The sequence below is a fragment of the Microbacterium sp. genome, from assembly GCF_040394595.1.
GTDB lineage: Bacteria > Actinomycetota > Actinomycetes > Actinomycetales > Microbacteriaceae > Microbacterium.
This window is the reverse complement of record NZ_JBEBSA010000002.1, coordinates 373,308-392,403: the sequence shown is the minus strand read 5'-3', so window position 1 is coordinate 392,403 and position 19,096 is coordinate 373,308. Positions and strand designations below refer to the sequence as shown.

Here is a 19,096-nt window from a genome sequence, read left to right as displayed (position 1 = left end):
CGGGCCCGTGCCGCTACCCTCGGGGGCATGGGGGGAACATCGAGGAGCGCCCGGAGCCCGTCGGATCCGGAGCGACGGAACGCCGCCATCACCCGGGGAAGGGGGGAGGCCCTCGGCGCATTGCTCGGCGGGATCTTCATCACCGCCGCGATGGGCTTCGCCTGGCTCCAGCTCTACGCGGCACCGGGCGAGAAGGGGTTCGACCTCGTCGGTCGGCTGAGACGCGTCCGAGAGGACTTCGGGTGCGACGAGGGAACCGTCCTCACGTTCATCGGTGTCTTCGCCGCCATCGCGGTCGCCGCGGCCGTCGCGCTCGACGCCACGCTGAAGCGCCTCGACTGGCTGCGTGAGCGGCAGGCGGCCGACGGCCTCTCAGAGGACGACATCGACGAGAACCAGCGGCAGGTGGCCGCCTTCCAGCTCATCACCATGACGGAGATCCTCTTCCTCTTCGGCCTGACCGGCTTCGCGGTCGTGATCACGGCGACCTTGTTCTCCGTGGAGACGAGGCTCGCCGCCATCGTCATGTCCCTGCTTTCCGCTCTGCTTCTCCTCGAATCAGTCCGATGCCTGCACGCCTCGATCAGCTCCAAGCAGTTGCAGATCACCCCTCTCCCTGCCACGATCGCCGCACGACTGCAGCGACTCGGAGCCCCCTCCCCTCGACGCCGTCGGTACAAGGTGATCTGGTTCCTGCTGCTGCTCGCCGGAGCGGGGGCGACATTCGGCCTCTTCTGGGCGGCGGCCGGCCCGGCGAGCGCGTTCGCCTGGACCTTCACACTGCTGCTCGTCTTCGCGCTCGCACGCTGGTCCTCGTCGGTCATCGTCATGTCGGCGGTCCTCGAGGTGGGGACGGCACGGGTGGTCTCGATCATCATGGGCATCTTCATGGGTGCCGTGCTGTTCCTCATCAGCTTCGCCAGCGGAGCCCTCTCCGCCCTGGAGCCCACCGCCCGCGTTGACCTGCTCCTCTGGGCGGCATGTGTCGGCGTGCTGCTCACCGCCCTGCTGGTGTTCCACGTGCTGGATCGGGCCGGGATCGGGGCGACCTGGTCGGATGCGGTACGCCGGATCGACGGACGCGCCATCTCCCCGGACGGCGGGGACGGAACGGAGAGGCGACTGCCCCCTCCCGTCATCGGCATCGTCGTCGCCGTCGGGCTCATCACGATCACCCTTCCCGTGTCGATCATCTACGCCGTCGTCTTCCCGCTCCTGGCGTGGATCCTCGTCGCGCTGCGGAACGCCGCCGCCGGATGGCGTCTCCTCCTCGGGGTCGTCTTCGTCGGCCTCCTCGTTCTCGGCGGTGTCACCTTCGATCCCGCCAAGACGGGAGGCGCGTCGCCTGCCCTCCTCACCGCCTACTCCGTGATCCTCCTCCTCGCCCTCCTGCCCAGCGCGAGCGGGACGAGATCGGCGGCGTACCTCAGCGCCGGGGGCGGGATGGTCCGCTGGGCCCGGAGCCGCCGTCTCGCACGCTGGAACCAGCAGATCGAAGACCTCGACGTCCTCCGCATCGTCGACGACGAGGGCGTGCGCTACCAGCCGAAGATCCGCATCCCCCGGCGTCCCGCGTCCGCGATCGGAAGCGCATCGCGGCGCCGTGAAGGAAGGCGCCCGCGTCCCCGGCCCCGCTAGCATCCGGGCCGCGTCAGCGAAGCGCAAAAGGGCATCGCTCGGAGGCCTGGGGGATGCCCTTTTGCGCACGGGAGGGGAAGCGCCGAGCGTCGTCTCAGCGTCGCCGCGGCCCCGCGGCCCGATCGGCGGCGGCCAGCGCGTCTGCGGCGCGCACGAGCGTGAGGTGGGAGAACGCCTGCGGGGTGTTGCCGACCTGCCTCCGGGCCGCCGGGTCGTACTCCTCCGAGAGCATGCCGACATCGTTGCGGAACGAGCACAGCCGGTCCATCAGCGCATGGGCCTCGGACAGGCGCCCGGTGGCGGCGTACTGCTCGACCAGCCAGAAGGAGCAGGCCAGGAACGGATGCTCCGCCCCGGAGAGCCCATCCACGCCGGACGACGTGCGGTATCGCAGCAGCAGCCCGTCGTGCATCAGCGTCCGCTCGATGCGCTCGACGGTCACGAGCATCCGCGGGTCGTCGGGCGCGCAGTACCCCACCTGCGGAATGAGCAGCAGCGAGGCATCCACCTCATCCGTGCCGGAGTGCTGCACGAACCCGCCGTCGCGCACCCCGTGCTCGTCGATCTCGGTGCGCAGCCGATCGCGCTGCGCACGCCATCGGTCTGCCGGTCCGGACATGCCCTGCTCTTCGACGGCCCGCACGCCGCGATCGAACGCCGCCCACATCATCACCCGTGAATGCGTGAACATGCGGGGTTCGCCGCGGATCTCCCAGAGGCCGTTGTCCGGCCGATCGATCAGGGTCTCTGCATGCCGCAGCAGCGCGCGCTCCAGCGCCCACGAACGATGCGACTCCGCGAGCCCCGCCCGGCGCGCCGCGGCGAGGGTCACCATCACCTCGCCGAGCACGTCGCCCTGGTACTGCTCCGACGCCCCGTTGCCGATGCGCACGGGCGCCGACCCGGCGTAGCCGGGGAGCGAGTCGAGCTCGCGTTCGACGAGGTCGCGCTCCCCGGCGAGCCCGTACATGATCTGCAGATCGGCGGGGTCCCCGGCAACCGCGCGTACGAGCCAGTCCCGCCAGTGCGCGGCCGCATCGGTCACGCCGTGGGCGAGCAGCGCCTCGAGGGTCAGCGCGGCGTCGCGCAGCCATACGTAGCGGTAGTCCCAGTTGCGCACACCGCCGAAGTCCTCGGGCAGCGAGGTCGTCGCGGCCGCGGCGATGCCGCCGGTGTCGCGGTTGGTGAGTGCGCGGAGGATCAGCAGCGAGCGCCGCACGACCCCGTCGTCGTGCCCGTCGTGTGCGATGCCGGACGCCCAGTCGGCCCACCAGGCGCGCGTCTCCCGCTCCGCCTCCTCCGGATCGAGCGGCTCCGGCGCCTCACGATGCGAGGGATGCCAGGTGAGCGAGAGCGTCGCGGTCTCGCCCGCCGCGACGTCGACCGCCCCGGTGTGGCTGTTCCCGTGCGGCCGCAGCGACGCGCCACGCACGACCACGGCGTCCGGGCCCGCCACCGCGCTCAGCTCCGGCGCTCCGGCGGAGCCCGACTGGTGCACCCACGGCACAGCCCTGGCGTAGTCGAACCGCAGCCGCAGCTCCTGCGTGAACGCGACGCGGCCCCTGATCCCGACGATTCGGCGCACGATGTCGGTGCGCCGGTCGTCCTCTGCCACCGGCATCCACTCGCGCACCTCGGCGACTCCCTCGGCGGTCTCCCACCGGGTGACGAGGAGGAACGTGTCGCCCTCGTAGCGGCGCGTCGCCTTCGCCTCCGGATCCGCGGGGCGCAGCCGCCAGCATCCGCTCTCGTCGGATCCGAGCAGCGCGCCGAACACGGAGGGGGCGTCGAGCCGGGGCGGGCAGAACCAGTCGATGCTCCCGGCGCGCGAGACGAGCGCAGCGGTGCGGCAGTCGCTCAGCAGCGCGTAGTCCTCGATCGGCACGGTCATCTTCGGCAGTCTCCCACCGCGTCGTCTGTCGGTCGAGAGCCGCGCGGCATATCTTGGGGACATGTCCAGAGCGACCACCCTGCTCATCCTCGGAGCATCCGGAGACCTGACCTCACGACTGCTGCTCCCCGCGATCGGGCAGCTGCTGCGCCGCCAGCCCGACCGGCAGCTCACGCTTCGCGGCGCGGGCTCCGACGAGTGGTCGGCGAAACGCTGGCGCGACACCGTGCGCGAGGCGTTCGCCTCCGTCGACGCCGCCGACGAGGCGCCCCGCGTCGCGGGCACCACCTACACCCGCGCCGACGTGACCGATCCGACCGCGCTCGCCGGCCTCGTGGAGGGGGTCGAGGGGCCGCTGGTGATCTACTTCGCGCTGCCGCCCGCGGTCTCGGTCGCCGCCTGCACCGTGCTGCGCGACCTACACCTCCCGCCCGAGACCGTGCTCGCGCTGGAGAAGCCGTTCGGCTCGGACGAGAAGAGCGCCAGGGAGCTGAACGAGCTGCTCACCGAGATCGTGCCGGAGAAGCAGATCTTCCGCGTCGATCACTTCCTGGGCCGGTCGACGCTGATCAACGTGCTCGGCGTGCGGTTCGCGAACCGTCTCATCGAGCCGGTGTGGTCGGCGGACCATGTGGAGTCGGTGCTGGTGCGCTACGACGAGGCACTCGCGCTGGAGAACCGCGCGCGCTATTACGACAAGGCCGGCGCGATGATCGACATGATCCAGAGCCACCTGTTGCAGGTGCTCGCGGTGCTCGCGATGGAGCAGCCCGCAGACCTCGACGAGATCGACCTGCGCGACGCGATGGCCGCCGCGCTGCGGGCGACGGCCATCTGGGACGACAACCCGGTGCGGTCGACGCGCCGGGGCCGCTACACGGCCGGGAAGATCGGCGACCGGGCGGTGCCGTCGTATGTGGACGAGGAGGGCGTCGACCCGGCACGCGGCACCGAGACCCTCGCCGAGATCACCTGCGAGGTGCGCACCGCCCGCTGGGCCGGCGTGCCGTTCACGCTGCGGAGCGGCAAGGCGATGGGCGATCGGTGCGCGGAGATCGTGGTGACGTTCCGCCCGGTGCGGCACATCCCGGGCGGACTCACCGGCACGCCGACCGACGGCGGAGTGCTGCGGTTCACGCTCGGACCCGACCGGATCGATCTCGAGCTGAACGTCAACGGCGGGGACGACCCGTTCGCGCTCCGGAGGGACACCCTGTCGACGAAGCTCGGCAAGGGCACGCTGCTGGCCTACACCGAGGTGCTCAGCGAGATCCTCGACGGCGACGTCGCGCTGTCGGTGCGGGCGGATGCCGCGGAGCAGTGCTGGCGGATCATCCAGCCCGTGCGCGATGCGTGGAACCGCGGCGACGTGCCGATCGAGGACTACCCCGCGGGCACCCGCGGCCCGGCCGCCTGGCCGACCTCCGCCCGCTGAGCCCTTGCCTCGAGGACTCTCCGCTCAGGCCGGAGCACGCGGAACCCAGGGGGGCGAGCCCCCGGGGAGTGCGAGCCCCGGGTATGCCCCCGGGGGGGGTACGGGCCCGAGCGCGCGAGCCCCGGGGGGGGTACGAGCCCCCGGGATCAACGCCCCCGGGATATGGGCCTGAGGGATCCGGCTCCCCACCGTCTATTCGTCAGAAAGTCCCGTTATTCGGCGCGAATAACGGGACTTTCTGACGAATAGACGGACCGGAGGGACCGCACCCCGAGACGGAAGGGAGGGACCGCACCCAGGGAGGGACCGCACTCCGGGAGGGACCGGCTCTCCCTCCCGGGCCGTCACTCCCCGGGAGCAGCCGTGAGCACGAGACCCGAGCCGTCGGCCGCGATGTCGACCCGCACGGTGTCGCCGTCGTGCACCCCGCCGGAGAGCAGCCCCGTCGCGAGACGGTTCTGCACCTCGGTCTGGATGAGCCGGCGCAGCGGGCGGGCGCCGAACACCGGATCGTATCCGCGCTCGGCGAGCCACGACCGGGCATCCGGGGTGACCGCGAGCGTGAGCCGGCGATCGCGCAGCCGCGTCTGCAGCTGGTCGACCGACAGCGACACGATCTGCGCGAGGTCATCCTCGCTCAGCGCCTGGAACATGACGATGTCGTCGAGCCGGTTGAGGAACTCGGGGCGGAACGCCTGCCGCACGAGCGCCATCACCTGCTCCCTCTTGACCTCGGTCGAGAGGGTCGGGTCGATGAGGATCGGCGAGCCGATGTTGCTCGTCAGGATGAGGATCACGTTGGAGAAGTCCACCGTTCGGCCCTGACCGTCGGTGAGCCGCCCGTCGTCGAGCACCTGCAGGAGCACGTCGAACACCTCGGGGTGCGCCTTCTCGACCTCATCGAGCAGCACCACGCTGTAGGGGCGCCGGCGCACCGCCTCGGTGAGCTGGCCGCCCTGCTCGTAGCCGACGTATCCCGGAGGGGCGCCGACCAGACGCGACACGGAGTGCTTCTCGCCGTACTCCGACATGTCGATCCGCACCATGGCGTGCTCGTCGTCGAAGAGGAACTCGGCGAGGGCCTTCGCGAGCTCGGTCTTGCCGACGCCGGTCGGCCCGAGGAACAGGAACGATCCGGTCGGGCGGCCGGGATCGCTGATGCCCGCGCGCGAGCGCCGCACCGCATCGGAAACCGCCGTGACCGCGTCCTTCTGCCCGATCAGGCGACGTCCGAGCTCGGACTCCAGATGCAGCAGCTTCTCGCTCTCGCCCTGCATGAGGCGTCCGACCGGGATGCCGGTCCACGCCGCGATCACCTCGGCGATGTCCTCGTCGGTGACCTGGTCGCCGACCATCCTGTCCTCGCTCGACTCGGCGCGCTCGGCGTCGACGAGCTGACGCTCCAGCGCCGGGATCTCGGCGTACAGCAGACGCGACGCCTTCTCGAGGTTGCCCTCGCGCTGAGCCCGCTCCGCCTCGCTGCGCGCGGCGTCGAGGCGGGTCTTCAGGTCGCCGACCTGGTTGAGGGTGGCGCGCTCCTGCTCCCAGCGGGCCTGCAGGTCCTTGAGCTTCGCCTCCTCGGCGGCGAGGTCGGTCCGCAGGGTCGCGAGACGCTCCTTCGAGGCGGCGTCCTTCTCCTTCTTCAGCGCGAGCTCCTCGAGCTTCAGCCGATCGACGTGACGGCGCAGCTCGTCGATCTCGAGGGGCGCGGAGTCGATCTCCATGCGCAGCCGCGACGCCGCCTCGTCGATGAGGTCGATGGCCTTGTCCGGCAGCTGCCGTGCGGGCAGGTAGCGGTGCGACAGGGAGGCCGCGGCGACGAGGGCGCCATCCGAGATGGCCACCTTGTGGTGCGCCTCGTAGCGCTCCTTGAGCCCGCGCAGGATGGCGATCGTGTCCTCGACGGTGGGCTCGCCGACGTACACCTGCTGGAACCGGCGCTCGAGCGCCGCATCCTTCTCGATGAACTCTCGGTACTCGTTCAGCGTGGTCGCGCCGATCATCCGCAGTTCACCGCGGGCGAGCATCGGCTTGAGCATGTTCGACGCCGCCACCGAGCCTTCCCCGCCACCCGCACCCATGAGCACGTGCAGCTCATCGATGAATGTGATGACCCGCCCGTCGGACTCGGTGATCTCCTTGAGCACGCTCTTGAGACGTTCCTCGAACTGCCCGCGGTACATCGCTCCGGCGACCAGCGCCGAGATGTCCAGCGAGACGAGCTCCTTGTCCTTGAGGGACTCCGCGACGTCGCCCGCGACGATCCGCTGCGCAAGCCCCTCGACGACGGCCGTCTTGCCGACGCCCGGTTCCCCGATGAGCACCGGGTTGTTCTTCGTGCGCCGGGTGAGCACCTGGCTCACGCGGCGGATCTCGCTGTCCCGGCCGATCACCGGATCGAGCTTGCCCTGACGGGCGCGATCGGTGAGGTTGATGCCGAACTGCTCGAGTGCGCTCTGCTGCTCTTCCTGCTGTGCGGGGTTGGTCATTCGTCCTCCTGGGGTCTCCTTCTGCTGTTCCTGCGGATTTCAAACTTGAGTTGATCGGACTCAAGTTTATCACGCGGCTTCTTCCGTCGCCAGGCCCCGAACACACCCAACGATCCGCACCCCGAGCGACAACCCGCACCCGAACATCCGGGAATCCGGATGCAGAACGTCACAACGGATGCAGAACGTCACGGGGGGGGCAGGCATCCCACCGGGACCCGGAACAGGCCCCGGTCAGCGCACGGACAGGACCGCGTCCCAGACGGCGTCGGCGACCTCGCGCTTCGCGCCAGACGCCCGGGCGATGACCTCTCCGCCTGGGCCGACGATCTGCGCCGCATTCTCAGAGGCCTCGAAGCCGCGATCCCATCCGACCTCGTTGACCACGAGCAGGTCGACGCCCTTCCGCTCGCGCTTGCGGCGGGCACGGGCGAGCAGCTCCTCCGCGTCGCGCGGGGTCTCCGCGGCGAAGGCGACGACGGTCTGACCGTCCGGACGCCCTGCGGCGAGGCCCGCCACGATATCGGCGTTCTCCACGAGGTCGATCCGCGTCAGCACGCCCGCCTCCTTCGTGAGCTTCCCCTCGGACACCTCCGCAGGGCGGTAGTCCGCGACCGCGGCCGCCATGACCACGACGTCGGCGCGAGGAGCCTCGGCATCCATCGCCGCGCCCAGCTCCGCCGCGGTCCCCACCGGCACGATCCGCACAGCGGGATGCCGGACGGCGTCCTGCAGCACCTCGCCGTCGATGTGGCAGGACACCAGCACGACATCCGCGCCACGCTCCGCGGCGGCGAGCGCGAGCGCCGCCCCCTGCCGTCCGCTCGACCGGTTGCCGATGAAGCGCACGGGATCGATCGGCTCGCGGGTCCCCCCGGCCGAGACGATCACACGCAGCCCTTCGAGATCGCGCGGCGCGAGCACGGCGGCGACGATCTCCTCGGGCTCGAGCATCCGGCCCGGCCCGGAGTCCCCTCCGGCGAGCTCTCCCTCGCCCGGGCCGAGGATCCGCACGCCCCGCCCGTGCAGGGTGGTGATGTTCGCCCTGGTCGCGGGATGCTGCCACATCTCGGTGTGCATCGCCGGGGCGATCACGACCGGCGCCGTCGTCGCGAGCAGAGTGGTGCCGAGCAGATCGTCGGCGATGCCCGCCGCCATCCGCGCGATCGTGTTCGCGGTCGCCGGGGCGACGATCACGAGGTCGGCCGCCTGCCCGAGTGCGACATGACGCACGCGCGCGACGTCCTCGTGCACGCTGGTGGTGACCGGATGCCGGCTGATCGCCTCCCAGGTGGGCAGGCCCACGAAGCGCAGCGCGTCCTCGGTGGGGACGACCGTCACGTCGTGTCCCGCCTTCGTCAGCAGCCGCACGAGCTGCACCGACTTGTACGCGGCGATGCCGCCGGTGACCCCCACCACGATGTCCACGCCTTCGATTCTGCCTCAGCACGGCCGATCGGGCACCGGAGCGCACCTAGACTGGCCGACGTGTGCACCGTCGTCATCGATGCCGAGCCCGGAGCGGCCCGCCTGCTGGCCGTGCGCGACGAAGATCCCCGGCGAGAATGGGACGACCTCGGCGCCTGGTGGCCGCAGGAGTACCCCGGAGTGATCGGCATCCGCGACCGGAGGGCCGGAGGGGCGTGGCTCGCCTACGATCCGGAGGCCCGTCGCCTCGCAGTGCTGCTGAACCGCGCCGACGTACTCGCCCTGGACGAGGATCGAGTGCGGTCGCGCGGTTCGCTCGCCCTCGAGTCGGTGGCGGGACGTCCGCCGGTCGCGCCACTGCCCATGCACGGGTTCAATCTGATCGAGGTCGCGCCGGAGGGCTCCCGCGTGCTCTCCTGGGACGGCGAGGAGCTGCGGGAGACCCCGATCGCACCCGGGGTGCACATGATCGCGCACGACGACCTCGACGACCGGCGCACACCCCGGATCGAGGCCTGGCTCCCGCGCTTCCGTGCGGCGGCGGACGCCGGAGAGGATGCCGGCGGGCTGATCGCGCAGTGGGTCGCCCTGCTCGCCGAGACCGCTGCGCTTCCCCCGGAGGATGATCGCGCGATCATCCGCGACAATCGCCCGCACGGCTATCCGACGCAGTCGCTGCTCTACTGCACCGCCACGATCGAAGACGGTGGCGTCACGATCGACGAGGTCGTGCTCGACCACCCCGCCCATCTCCCCGGGAGCCGTTGAGCGAGCGCAGCGAGACGAAACGCGTCGCGGCTCCGCTCGGCAACCACCTGCCCCGCGGCCCGTCCTGTCAGCGGGTGAGATGCTCGGCGGCGATGCGCTCCCCGACGCGGCGGAGCAGCGGCAGGGCGTCGGCCATGCTCCGGGCGGGATCGGGCTCGAGGTCGCTCAGCACGTAGATCCGGGCGAACCCCGCCGCGGCGGCCTGCTCCTCGTCGAGCGTCGACCGCCCGCAGACCGCGATCACCGGCACCCCTCCGGCCCTCGCGACCGCGGCGACCCCGAGCGGGGTCTTCCCTCCGAGGCTCTGGTCGTCGAGACTCCCCTCCCCGGTGATGACGAGATCGGCGCCGTCGATCCTCTCGGCCAGGCGGGTGAGGCGCTGCACGACGTCGATGCCGGGCTCCCTCCGCGCCCCGAGCACGGCCAGCGCGGCGTAGCCCACGCCGCCGGCGGCGCCGGCACCGGGCGACCCGGCCGACGCGCGCGCTCCGGGCATCTCGTCGACCATCCCGGAGAACCGGGCGAGACCACGCTCCAGTGCGTCGACGTCGTCCGCCGTCGCCCCCTTCTGCGGCCCGAACACCGCAGCGGCCCCGCGCTCCCCCAGGAGGGGGTTGTCGACATCGCTCGCGAGCACGACCTCGGTCTCGGCGATCCGCGGGTCGAGCCCCGACGCATCGACCTCGTCGAGCGCGGCGAGCGCCGCCCCGCCCGGGCCGACCGGACGACCGGAGACGCGCAGCACGACGCCGAGCGCCTCCAGCATCCCCGCCCCGCCGTCGGTGCTCGCGCTGCCGCCCACCCCGAGCACGATCGACCGGCATCCGCGGTCGAGGGCCGCACGGATGAGCTCGCCCGTTCCGCGGCTCGTCGCCTTCCGCGGCGCCTTCCTCCCTCCGGGGAGCACGTCGAGCCCGCTGGCCGCCGCCATCTCGACGACGGCCTCCGCGCCGCGCACCGCGAACCTCGCGGTCACGGCTTCGCCGGTCGGGCCGGTGACGACCTCCTCCACGGCCTCGAAGCCGGCGGCGAGGGCGGCCTCGACCGTCCCCTCGCCGCCGTCCGCGACCGGGACCGCGTCGATGACGGCATCCGGCGCCGTTGCCAGGATGCCGCCACCGAGCGCGGCCGCGACCTCTGCGCCCGTCGCTGAGCCCTTGAACTTGTCCGAGGCGATGAGGATGCGCATGGCTCAGCGACGCGATCAGTCGAGCAGGGCGTAGACCGCCGCCGGGGCGTCCTCGCCCTTCTCGGCGAGGTCCTCGAACTCGGTCATGCTGTCGAGGTCCGCGCCCATGGCGATGTTGGTGACGCGTTCGAGGATGACCTCGACCACGACCGGCACCTGGAACTCCTGCTTCAGCCTCTCGGCCTCGGCGAAGCCGGTGGCCAGGTCCTCCGGACGCTCGATGCGAATCGCCTTGCACCCCAGCCCCTCGGCGACCTTGACGTGGTCGACGCCGTAGCCGTTCGTCTCCGGGGAGTTGATGTTCTCGAAGGCGAGCGACACGTGGTAGTCCATCTCGAACGGACGCTGCGACTGGCGGATCAGCCCCAGGTAGCTGTTGTTCACCACGACGTGGATGTAGCCCAGGTTGTGCTGGGCGCCCACGGCGAGCTCCTCGACCATGAACTGGAAGTCGTAGTCCCCCGACAGAGCAACGACCGACTCCCCCGGCTTCCCCCGCACGACGCCGAGGGCCGCGGGGCCCGTCCACCCGAGCGGGCCCGCCTGACCTGCGTTGATCCACTTGCGGGGGCCGTACACGTGCAGCAGCTGTGCGCCGGCGATCTGCGAGAGGCCGATCGTGGTGACGTAGGTGGTGTCGCGCCCGAAGGCCTGCACCATCTCCTGGTACACGCGCTGCGGTTTGATCGGCACGTCCTCGAAGTTGGTCTTGCGCTGCAGGCTCGCCTTGCGCACGCGGCAGTCCTCGGCCCAGCCCAGATAGGACGGCAGCTTGCCGGAGACCGCCCGTTCCCGGGCGACCTCGAGCATCACGTCGAGGAAGGCGCCCGCGTCGGAGACGACGCCGTAGTCGGGCGCGAAGACGCGGCCGATCTGCGTGGGCTCGATGTCCACGTGCACGAAGGTGCGGCCCTTCGTGTAGGCGTCCAGGCCGCCGGTGTGGCGGTTCGCCCAGCGGTTCCCGATGCCGAGCACGAAGTCTGACTCGAGGAAGCTCGCATTGCCGTAGCGCTGCGACGTCTGGATCCCCACCATGCCTGCGGCGAGCGGATGGTCGTCGGCGATCGCGCCCCAGCCCATCAGGGTCGGGACCACCGGCACGCCGAGCAGCTCGGCCAGCTCGACGAGCTGCCGCGAGGCGCCGGCGTTGATCACGCCGCCGCCGGCGACGATCAGCGGATGCTCCGCGGCGGTGAGCATGTCGAGCACCTTCCCCGCCTGCGCGCGGGTGGCGGCCGGCGTGACGACGGGCAGCGGCTCATAGGTCTCGATGTCGAACTCGATCTCGGCGAGCTGCACGTCGAACGGCAGATCGATGAGCACGGGGCCCGGACGACCCGAACGCATGAGCTGGAACGCCTTCTGGAAGGCACCCGGCACCTGGGCGGGCTCGAGCACCGTCATCGCCATCTTGGTGAGCGGCTTCGCGATCGCCTCGATGTCGACCGCCTGGAAGTCCTCCTTGTGCAGCTTCGCCACCGGCGCCTGGCCGGTGATGCACAGGATCGGCACGGAGTCGGCGATCGCCGCGTAGAGGCCGGTGATCATGTCGGTGCCCGCGGGGCCCGACGTGCCGATGCACACGCCGATGTTGCCGTCGGCGGCACGGGTGTAGCCGTCGGCCATGTGCGAGGCGCCCTCGACGTGGCGGGCGAGGGTGTGACGGATGCCGCCGTTGGCGCGCATCGCGGAGTAGAAGGGGTTGATCGCCGCTCCGGGAAGGCCGAACGCCTCGGTGGCGCCCTCCTTCACCAGGATCGCGACGGCGGCGTCGACTGCGCGCATACGGGTCATGAGAGGTCCTTAGGTTCGATGGGGCGCTGAGCGGACGCCGGTGGTCGCGGCGGCCGTCGGGCGAGCGAGGGTTCCGGTCAGCGACCGGGGCGTCCGGAGAGCTCAGCGGTGAGGGAGAACAGCCCGGAGTGGTCGAGCCCGCCGTCGCCGCGGGCGACGAGGGCGTTCACGAGCTGTGCGACCGCGGCGCCGAGCGGGACGGTGACCCCGGCCTGGCGTGCAGCGGCGGTGACGATGCCCAGATCCTTGTTGTGGAGGGCGAGGCGGAATCCGGGGGCGAAGTCGCGGTCGAGCATCTTCCGCCCCTTCTGATCGAGCACCTTGGAGCCGGCGAGTCCTCCGCCGAGCACCGTGAGCGCGGCGTCGGTGTCGACGCCGAACGCCTCGAGGAAGACGATCGCCTCGGCGAGCGCCTGGATGTTGACGGCCACGATCAGCTGGTTCGCCGCCTTGACGGTCTGGCCGGCACCGGCCGGGCCGACGTGCACGATGGTCTTCCCGATCGCGTTCAGCACGGGTTCGGCCGCGGCGAAGTGCTCCGGGGATCCGCCGACCATGATCGACAGCGCGCCGTCGATCGCGCCCTGCTCGCCACCCGAGACGGGCGCGTCGACCGCGCCGAGCCCTGCGGCCGCGGCCTCCTCGGCCAGGGCCTTGGCGACGTCGGGGCGGATCGAGGAGTTGTCGATCCAGAGGGCTCCGGGCCTGGCGTTCGCGAACACGCCGTCCTCGCCGCGGACGACGCCTTCGACGTCCGGGGAGTCGGGGACCATCGTGATCACGACGTCGGCGTCCTTCACGGCGTCGGCGATGCTCCTCGCTCCGGTGCCGCCGGCCGCGACGAGCGCGTCGATCGGCTCCTGGCTGCGGTTGAAGCCGGTCACGTCGAATCCGGCGGTGACGAGGTTCCTGGCCATGGGCAGGCCCATGATGCCGAGGCCGATGATGGCGATGCTGGTCATGTCGTCGCTCCTTCGCGGATGGTGTCAGTCGCGGGCCCAGGCGAAGGGATCCGCCTGGGTGGCCTTGTACTCGAGGCCGATGGGGCCGGCGTAGCCGCCGGCGCGGGAGGCGGCGATCCAGTCCGCCAGCGGCAGGTCGCCGGTGCCCGGCTCGCCGCGCCCCGGAGCGTCGGCGATCTGGATGTGGCCGAAGTCCGCCGCATGGGCCGCGATGACCGCGGGCACGTCGTCCCCGTTGACGGCGAGGTGGTAGAAGTCGGCGAGAAGGCGCACGTTGTCCACGCCGTGCTCGGCGCGCACGCGGTCGATGACGGCCAGGGCATCGGCGGCCTTCGTGAGCGGGTAGGCGGGGGCCCCGCTGACGGGCTCGAGCAGCACGACGCCGCCGATGCGGGCGACGGCCTGCGCGGCGAACGCGAGGTTCCGCACGGCGAGGTCGTCCTGCTCCTGCGCCGACGCCCCCTCGACGCGGTTGCCGTAGAGGGCGTTGAACGCCCGGGTGCCGAGGCGTTCGCCGATCGCGACGACGGCCTCGACGTTCGCCTGGAACTCGCCCTCGCGTCCGGGCCAGGAGACGATCCCGCGGTCGCCGGCGGGCATGTCCCCGGCGTAGAAGTTCAGCCCCGTGAGCCGCACTCCCGCATCCTGGATCGCGGCGACGAAGGCGTCGACCTCGCCGGCCTCGGGCACGGCGGCGGCGAACGGCCACCAGAACTCCACCGCGTCGAACCCGGCCGCCTTCGCGGCCGCCGGACGCTCGGGAAGAGGCAGGTCGGTCAGCAGGATCGAGCAGTTGACGGTGTCGCTCATGTCATCTTCCTTGATTTCGGATCGTGGAATTTCTTTTCTGTTTCTCGAAACTCTACGCTCGACGACCCCGCCATGTCAACGGGTCAGCGGGAGGGGAGGTGAAAAACGCATCCCCGGAGGCCTCCGGGGATGCGTTTTCGAGCTGCGAGCAAGGCGCGGGGCTGCGGGCCCGGGGTCAGAGCACGATCTGGCGGTTCATGTCCTTGTAGAGCAGGTAGCGGAAGGGCTCGGGGCCGCCCGCGTAGCAGGCCTGCGGGCAGAAGGCGCGGAGCAGCATGTAGTCCCCCGCCTCACACTCCACCCAGTCGTCGTTGAGCCGGTAGACGGCCTTGCCCTGCAGCACGAAGAGTCCGTGCTCCATGACGTGCGTCTCCGCGAACGGGATCGATCCGCCCGGCTGGAAGGTCACGATGTTCACCTGCATGTCGTGCGCGATGTCGTTCGAGTCGGCGAAGCGGGTCGTCGCCCAGGCGCCGTCGGTGTCGGGCATCGGGACCGGCTCCACGTCCTGATCGCGCGTGACGAAGGAGGCCGGGGCCGGGACGCCGTCGAGGTACTCGTAAGCCTTGCGGATCCAGTGGAAGCTCGTGATCTCGTCGCCCTCGTTGGCGAGCGACCACGTCGCCCCCGGAGCGAGGAAGGCGTACCCGCCCTCCTCCAGCACGTGCCGCTCCCCCTCGAGCGTGAGCGTCAGGCGGCCGGTGGTGACGAACACCACACCCTCGACGCCCGCCTGCCGCTCGGGCCTCTCCGCACCGCCGCCCGGGGAGATCTCGACGATCAGCTGGGAGAACGTCGTGGCGGAGCTCGGGGTGGGGCGTGCGATGATCCACGACCGAGTGGCCGTGAACCCCGGAAGGGTGCTGGTGACGATGTCGCGCAGCACCCCCTTCGGGATGAAGGTGTAGGCGAGGGTGACGACGGCCCGGTCGGTGAGCAGGGCGGTCTGCGGGGGCAGTCCGCCGCGCGGCGTGTAGTAGCTCATGAATGCTCCTTCTCGGATGTGGCGAGCTTCGGATGCGCGAGCGCGACCAGCTCGGAGGGCGTGGCGGCCGCGGCATCCCGCACCTCCGCCTCGGTGACGGCCCCGCACTCCAGCCCGCGCACGACGAAGCGCGCCAGGGCCCTCGCGGTCGCCGGCTCGTCCATGATGGTCGCGTCGCTGCCGTGCAGGTAGTTGTCGAGCCTCCGCGCCGCAGACCTGAACCCCTCCCGGTAGAACGCGTAGGTGGCGAGGAAGCGGGTCGGCAGCTGAGTCGCGGCGAGATCCCAGCCCTGGTAGTAGCCGCGTTCCAGGGAGCGGCGCACCAGGCGAGCGTGCAGCCTCCAGGCGTCGCGGACGTGCGCGGGATCCCCCACCGGGATGACGTTCGTCGATCCGTCGGAGAGCCGCACCCCGGTCTCCGCCACCGCGACCTGCATGACCTGCTTGGCGAAGTCCGCCGCCGGATGCTCCATCGACTGGTGGGCGGCGGCGATCTGCAGCGAGGCGCTGTAGTCGTAGGTCCCGTAGTGCAGCGCCGACACGCGCCCCGGCGAACGGTGCAGCAGCCGGGCCACCGGCACGGTGCCGTCGGCCGCCACCACCAGCTGCGGGGTCTCCATCTGCACCTCGAACCGCAGTCGCCCCGGAGCGAGGCCGAGGCGCTCCTCGAGCCGCTCGACGAGCACGACCATCGCGTCGACCTGATCGACGGTCGTCACCTTCGGCAGAGTGAGGACGAGGCCGTCCGGGAGCCCTCCCCCCTGCGCCAGGCGCGTGACGAAGAGGTCGAGCGTGCGGATGCCCCGGCGCCGGGTCGGCGCCTCGAAGCATTTGAAGCGGATGCCGACGAACGGCGGGGCGACGCCCTCCGAGAGCGCGGCCAGCACCCGGTCGGCCGCGCGGACGGCGTCCGCGTCCTCCTGCTCGTCTCCGCGGGCGCCGTAGCCGTCCTCGAAGTCGAGGCGCAGGTCCTCGATCGGCTCGGCGGCGAGCTTCGCGTCGACGAGCGGGGAGAGCTCCTCCGCCAGCTCGCCCAGCCCCACGGTCTCTGCGAGCCGGGCGGTCCCGCCCGCGACGGCGACGGCCTCCGCGGCCTCGGCGCCCCAGCGGGCGGGCATACCGGGATCGAACCGGTCGGCCGGCACGTAGACGGTGTGCACGGGCTGGCGGGTGCCGTCGTCGCCCGGATACGAGTCCCGCAGCAGCGCGTCGGTGGCCCGCAGCCCGTCGTCGGCGCGGACCAGGTCGTCCTCGCCGAGCGTCGTCTCCGCCGCCATCAGCGCACCGCCCCGTTCGGACGGGCGGTGGCGCGGGGCGGGGCGGCGGGCGTGATGACGATGGGGCTCACGGCGGTCACTCCTTGCTCGAGGCGGTCGACCCGGCGACGCGGACGATCGCCTCGGCGCCCGCGCCGGCCACCTGCGGATCGAACACGCTGGGGATGATGAAGCTCGCATTGAGCTCGTCCTCGCCCACGCGCGCGGCGATGGCCTCGGCGGCTGCGACCAGCATAGGCGGGGTGATGTGCGACACCCCGGCGTCGAGCAGCCCGCGGAAGACGCCCGGGGACGTTGCCGATCTCCGGAGTGGGGTTCGCCGTCGCGCACACGACCGCGCCCTCCCCCCTCGCCGCGATGTCGACGGCGGCCACGGCGGCGGGCTCGCTGGTGACACCGAAGCTCGACGGCGCGTCGATCCGCGGCGTGACGGAGTTCCCGGGATCCGGATTCGCCATGTGTGTTCCTCCCCATCGAGGCGGGCCGGACCCTGGCGGATCCGACCCACGGTGTGCTTTCATATACTTCTATGATTTTCGTATCGTGGACTCAATTATCCATAGAGCAGAAGAACCCCGCAAGCATGATCATGACCGGCCCGCCGTCTTGGCGGCGCCGGTCTCTCGCATGATGGAATAAACGCAGGAGTGAGGTGTCCCCCATGACAGAGAAGAAGGCCGCGCGGAGCCCGGGTTCCGGGGTGCAGTCGGTGGAGCGCGTCTTCGAGCTGCTCGAGCTCGTGACGGATGCCGGCGGCGATGTCACCCTCAGCGAGCTCGCCGGATCGACCGACCTGCCGCTCCCCACCATCCACCGTCTGCTGCGCACGCTCGTCGGCCTCGGCTACGCGCGGCAGCTCCCGAACCGCCGCTACGCCCTCGGCCCGCGGCTGATCCGCATCGGCGAGGGCGCTTCCCGGCAGTTCGGGGCGCTCGCCCGGCCGCAGCTCAAGCGCCTCGTCGACGAGCTCGGCGAGAGCGCGAACATGGCGATCCTCGACGGGGACATGGTGGTCTACGTCGCCCAGGTGCCGTCTTCCCACTCGATGCGCATGTTCACCGAGGTCGGGCGCCGCGCCCACCTGCACGACACCGGCGTCGGCAAGGCGATCCTCGCGCAGCTCCCCGACGAGACCGTCCGCGGCATCGTCGGTCGTGCGGGCATGCCGACCCCGACACCGCACAGCATCGGCTCCGTCGACGCGCTGCTCTCCGAGCTCCAGGTGATCCGCGAGCGCGGGTACGCCATCGACGATCAGGAGCAGGAGATCGGCGTGCGCTGCTTCTCGATGGCGGTGCCGGACGCCCCGACGCCGACGGCGGTCTCGGTCTCGGGACCGATCTCCCGCGTGGACGAGAGGTTCGGCGCGCGGGCGGTGCCCCTGCTGCGGAGGGCCGCCGCGACCATCGGCGCCGATCTGGAGGACTGACCCGCGACGCGCGGGGAGGATGCTCCGCGTCTCCTCCGAGCCGCGGACGGCGGCCAGGGCCCGCCTGTCGAGGACGGGCCCTGGCCGCGCCGCGGGTCAGCAGAAGCCGGCGACGCCGTCCCACGACCAGTGGTCGGTGTCCGCGCGGTCGCGCAGGAACGAAGCCTCGATGAGGCCGTAGGGACGGTCGGCCGCGTAGAACACCTCGTTCGGGTTCTCCAGCCCGAACGGCGACAGGTCCACGACGAAGTGGTGGCTGTTCGGCGTGGAGAACCGGATCTCGTCGATCTCGGGGTGCGCGTCGAGCACGGCCTCGGCCATCTCCTTCAGCGTGTGCTGCAGCGCGTAGGAGTAGTTGCGCGAGAAGCCGGCCAGCAGCAGGCGGCGCACGTCCGCGTAGACCGCGTTGAAGTCGAGGTCTAGGCGGTTGTAGCGCCACTTGGCCGTCACCGAGGTGGCGAGGATGCGGTCCTCCGTCTCGGGGAGCGTCGTGTACCTGTCCTTGGGATAGCCCACGAAGCCGCTCGCGGTGGACTTGAGGACCTTGAGGTCCTGCAGGCCGGCGATGATCGTGGTGTCGTCTCCGTCGATCTGCACGACGGCGGTGCGGGTCTCGGTGCCCGCGCGGACGAACGCGTGGTCGTGCTCGCCGTCGTCGCCCTGGATGCGCGCCCAGGTGTACTGCTCGGCGGCCCAGCGGCCGCCGGTCACCCAGTCGAACTCGCCGGTGAAGTGACGGCCGAGCCGGAGCAGGTACTCCTCGGGGCTGCCGATGCCGTCCTTCGCGAAGGCGAAGACCGTGTTCTTCTGCGTGTCGGTCGGCACGCAGTGCCCGTTGTCGCCCGCGAAGTGCACGGCGTCGAAGTCGCCGCGCAGCTGCGAGGTGACGTTCAGGTCTTCGATCTCGTGACGGGCGGAGTCGCGGGTGATGCGGACGACGCGGTTCTCCGCCTTGCCGTACTGGTTCTTCCCCAGGACGATGTCGGTCATGTCGGTCTCCT

Annotated in this window: 15 protein-coding genes; 4 read left to right on the top strand and 11 right to left on the bottom strand. The window is 71.3% G+C overall.

The annotated features are described in order from the left end of the window. Window positions 1-27: 27 nt before the first annotated feature. On the top strand, window positions 28-1,638 hold the full coding sequence (locus tag ABWO84_RS04600; RefSeq protein ID WP_353112992.1) for a hypothetical protein: 1,611 nt from the start codon (window positions 28-30) through the stop codon (window positions 1,636-1,638). Window positions 1,639-1,732: 94 nt separating this feature from the next. On the opposite strand, the gene ABWO84_RS04595 is transcribed toward ABWO84_RS04600, so the two are convergent. After that, window positions 1,733-3,529 carry a glycoside hydrolase family 15 protein gene (locus tag ABWO84_RS04595; protein WP_353112990.1) on the bottom strand — a complete coding sequence of 599 codons (1,797 nt, stop codon included), beginning with the start codon at window positions 3,527-3,529 and terminating at the stop codon, window positions 1,733-1,735. 61 nt (window positions 3,530-3,590) lie between these two features. Between ABWO84_RS04595 and ABWO84_RS04590 the strand changes: the two genes are divergently transcribed. Next, window positions 3,591-4,964, top strand: coding sequence for a glucose-6-phosphate dehydrogenase (locus tag ABWO84_RS04590; RefSeq protein ID WP_353112988.1), 1,374 nt, complete (start codon window positions 3,591-3,593; stop codon window positions 4,962-4,964). Between the two features lie 344 nt (window positions 4,965-5,308). On the opposite strand, the gene ABWO84_RS04585 is transcribed toward ABWO84_RS04590, so the two are convergent. Next, window positions 5,309-7,453, bottom strand: coding sequence for an ATP-dependent Clp protease ATP-binding subunit (locus ABWO84_RS04585; RefSeq protein WP_353112986.1), 2,145 nt, complete (start codon window positions 7,451-7,453; stop codon window positions 5,309-5,311). Between the two features lie 234 nt (window positions 7,454-7,687). Next, the gene (gene coaBC / locus ABWO84_RS04580; protein ID WP_353112984.1) at window positions 7,688-8,881 is read right to left on the bottom strand and encodes a bifunctional phosphopantothenoylcysteine decarboxylase/phosphopantothenate--cysteine ligase CoaBC; all 1,194 of its coding nucleotides are present in this window, start codon (window positions 8,879-8,881) and stop codon (window positions 7,688-7,690) included. Window positions 8,882-8,941: 60 nt separating this feature from the next. Here coaBC and ABWO84_RS04575 point away from each other — a divergent pair, with 60 nt between their 5' ends. After that, window positions 8,942-9,649: an NRDE family protein gene (locus tag ABWO84_RS04575; RefSeq protein WP_353112982.1), complete on the top strand. Its 708-nt coding sequence runs from the start codon at window positions 8,942-8,944 to the stop codon at window positions 9,647-9,649. Window positions 9,650-9,716: 67 nt separating this feature from the next. On the opposite strand, the gene ABWO84_RS04570 is transcribed toward ABWO84_RS04575, so the two are convergent. The 7 genes from ABWO84_RS04570 to ABWO84_RS15820 all read right to left on the bottom strand — a co-directional run bounded on the left by ABWO84_RS04570 (window position 9,717) and on the right by ABWO84_RS15820 (window position 16,901). Continuing rightward, the gene (locus tag ABWO84_RS04570) at window positions 9,717-10,838 is read right to left on the bottom strand and encodes a glycerate kinase (protein ID WP_353112980.1); all 1,122 of its coding nucleotides are present in this window, start codon (window positions 10,836-10,838) and stop codon (window positions 9,717-9,719) included. Between the two features lie 15 nt (window positions 10,839-10,853). Beyond that, a complete protein-coding gene (gcl, locus tag ABWO84_RS04565; protein WP_353112978.1) occupies window positions 10,854-12,632 on the bottom strand; it encodes a glyoxylate carboligase in 1,779 nt (592 codons plus the stop codon). A 77-nt stretch (window positions 12,633-12,709) separates the two neighbouring features. After that, window positions 12,710-13,594 carry a 2-hydroxy-3-oxopropionate reductase gene (locus ABWO84_RS04560; RefSeq protein WP_353112976.1) on the bottom strand — a complete coding sequence of 295 codons (885 nt, stop codon included), beginning with the start codon at window positions 13,592-13,594 and terminating at the stop codon, window positions 12,710-12,712. 24 nt (window positions 13,595-13,618) lie between these two features. Continuing rightward, entirely contained in the window at window positions 13,619-14,404 is a 786-nt protein-coding gene (locus tag ABWO84_RS04555; protein WP_353112974.1) for a hydroxypyruvate isomerase family protein, read from the bottom strand. Between the two features lie 175 nt (window positions 14,405-14,579). Continuing rightward, the gene (locus ABWO84_RS04550; protein WP_353112972.1) at window positions 14,580-15,389 is read right to left on the bottom strand and encodes a bifunctional allantoicase/(S)-ureidoglycine aminohydrolase; all 810 of its coding nucleotides are present in this window, start codon (window positions 15,387-15,389) and stop codon (window positions 14,580-14,582) included. Continuing rightward, complete coding sequence (locus ABWO84_RS04545) at window positions 15,386-16,666, bottom strand: DUF6986 family protein (protein ID WP_353112970.1); 1,281 nt, start codon at window positions 16,664-16,666, stop codon at window positions 15,386-15,388. The genes ABWO84_RS04550 and ABWO84_RS04545 overlap by 4 nt, the downstream gene beginning before the upstream one ends. Before the next feature lie 76 nt (window positions 16,667-16,742). Further along, window positions 16,743-16,901 (bottom strand): hypothetical protein, encoded by a 159-nt coding sequence (locus ABWO84_RS15820; protein ID WP_502915380.1) that lies wholly within the window; start codon window positions 16,899-16,901, stop codon window positions 16,743-16,745. A 426-nt stretch (window positions 16,902-17,327) separates the two neighbouring features. Between ABWO84_RS15820 and ABWO84_RS04535 the strand changes: the two genes are divergently transcribed. Beyond that, window positions 17,328-18,095 carry an IclR family transcriptional regulator gene (locus tag ABWO84_RS04535; RefSeq protein ID WP_353112968.1) on the top strand — a complete coding sequence of 256 codons (768 nt, stop codon included), beginning with the start codon at window positions 17,328-17,330 and terminating at the stop codon, window positions 18,093-18,095. A 96-nt stretch (window positions 18,096-18,191) separates the two neighbouring features. Here the strand turns inward: ABWO84_RS04535 and pucL are convergent, their stop codons facing one another. Continuing rightward, window positions 18,192-19,085, bottom strand: coding sequence for a factor-independent urate hydroxylase (pucL, locus tag ABWO84_RS04530; protein WP_353112966.1), 894 nt, complete (start codon window positions 19,083-19,085; stop codon window positions 18,192-18,194). Window positions 19,086-19,096: the final 11 nt, after the last annotated feature.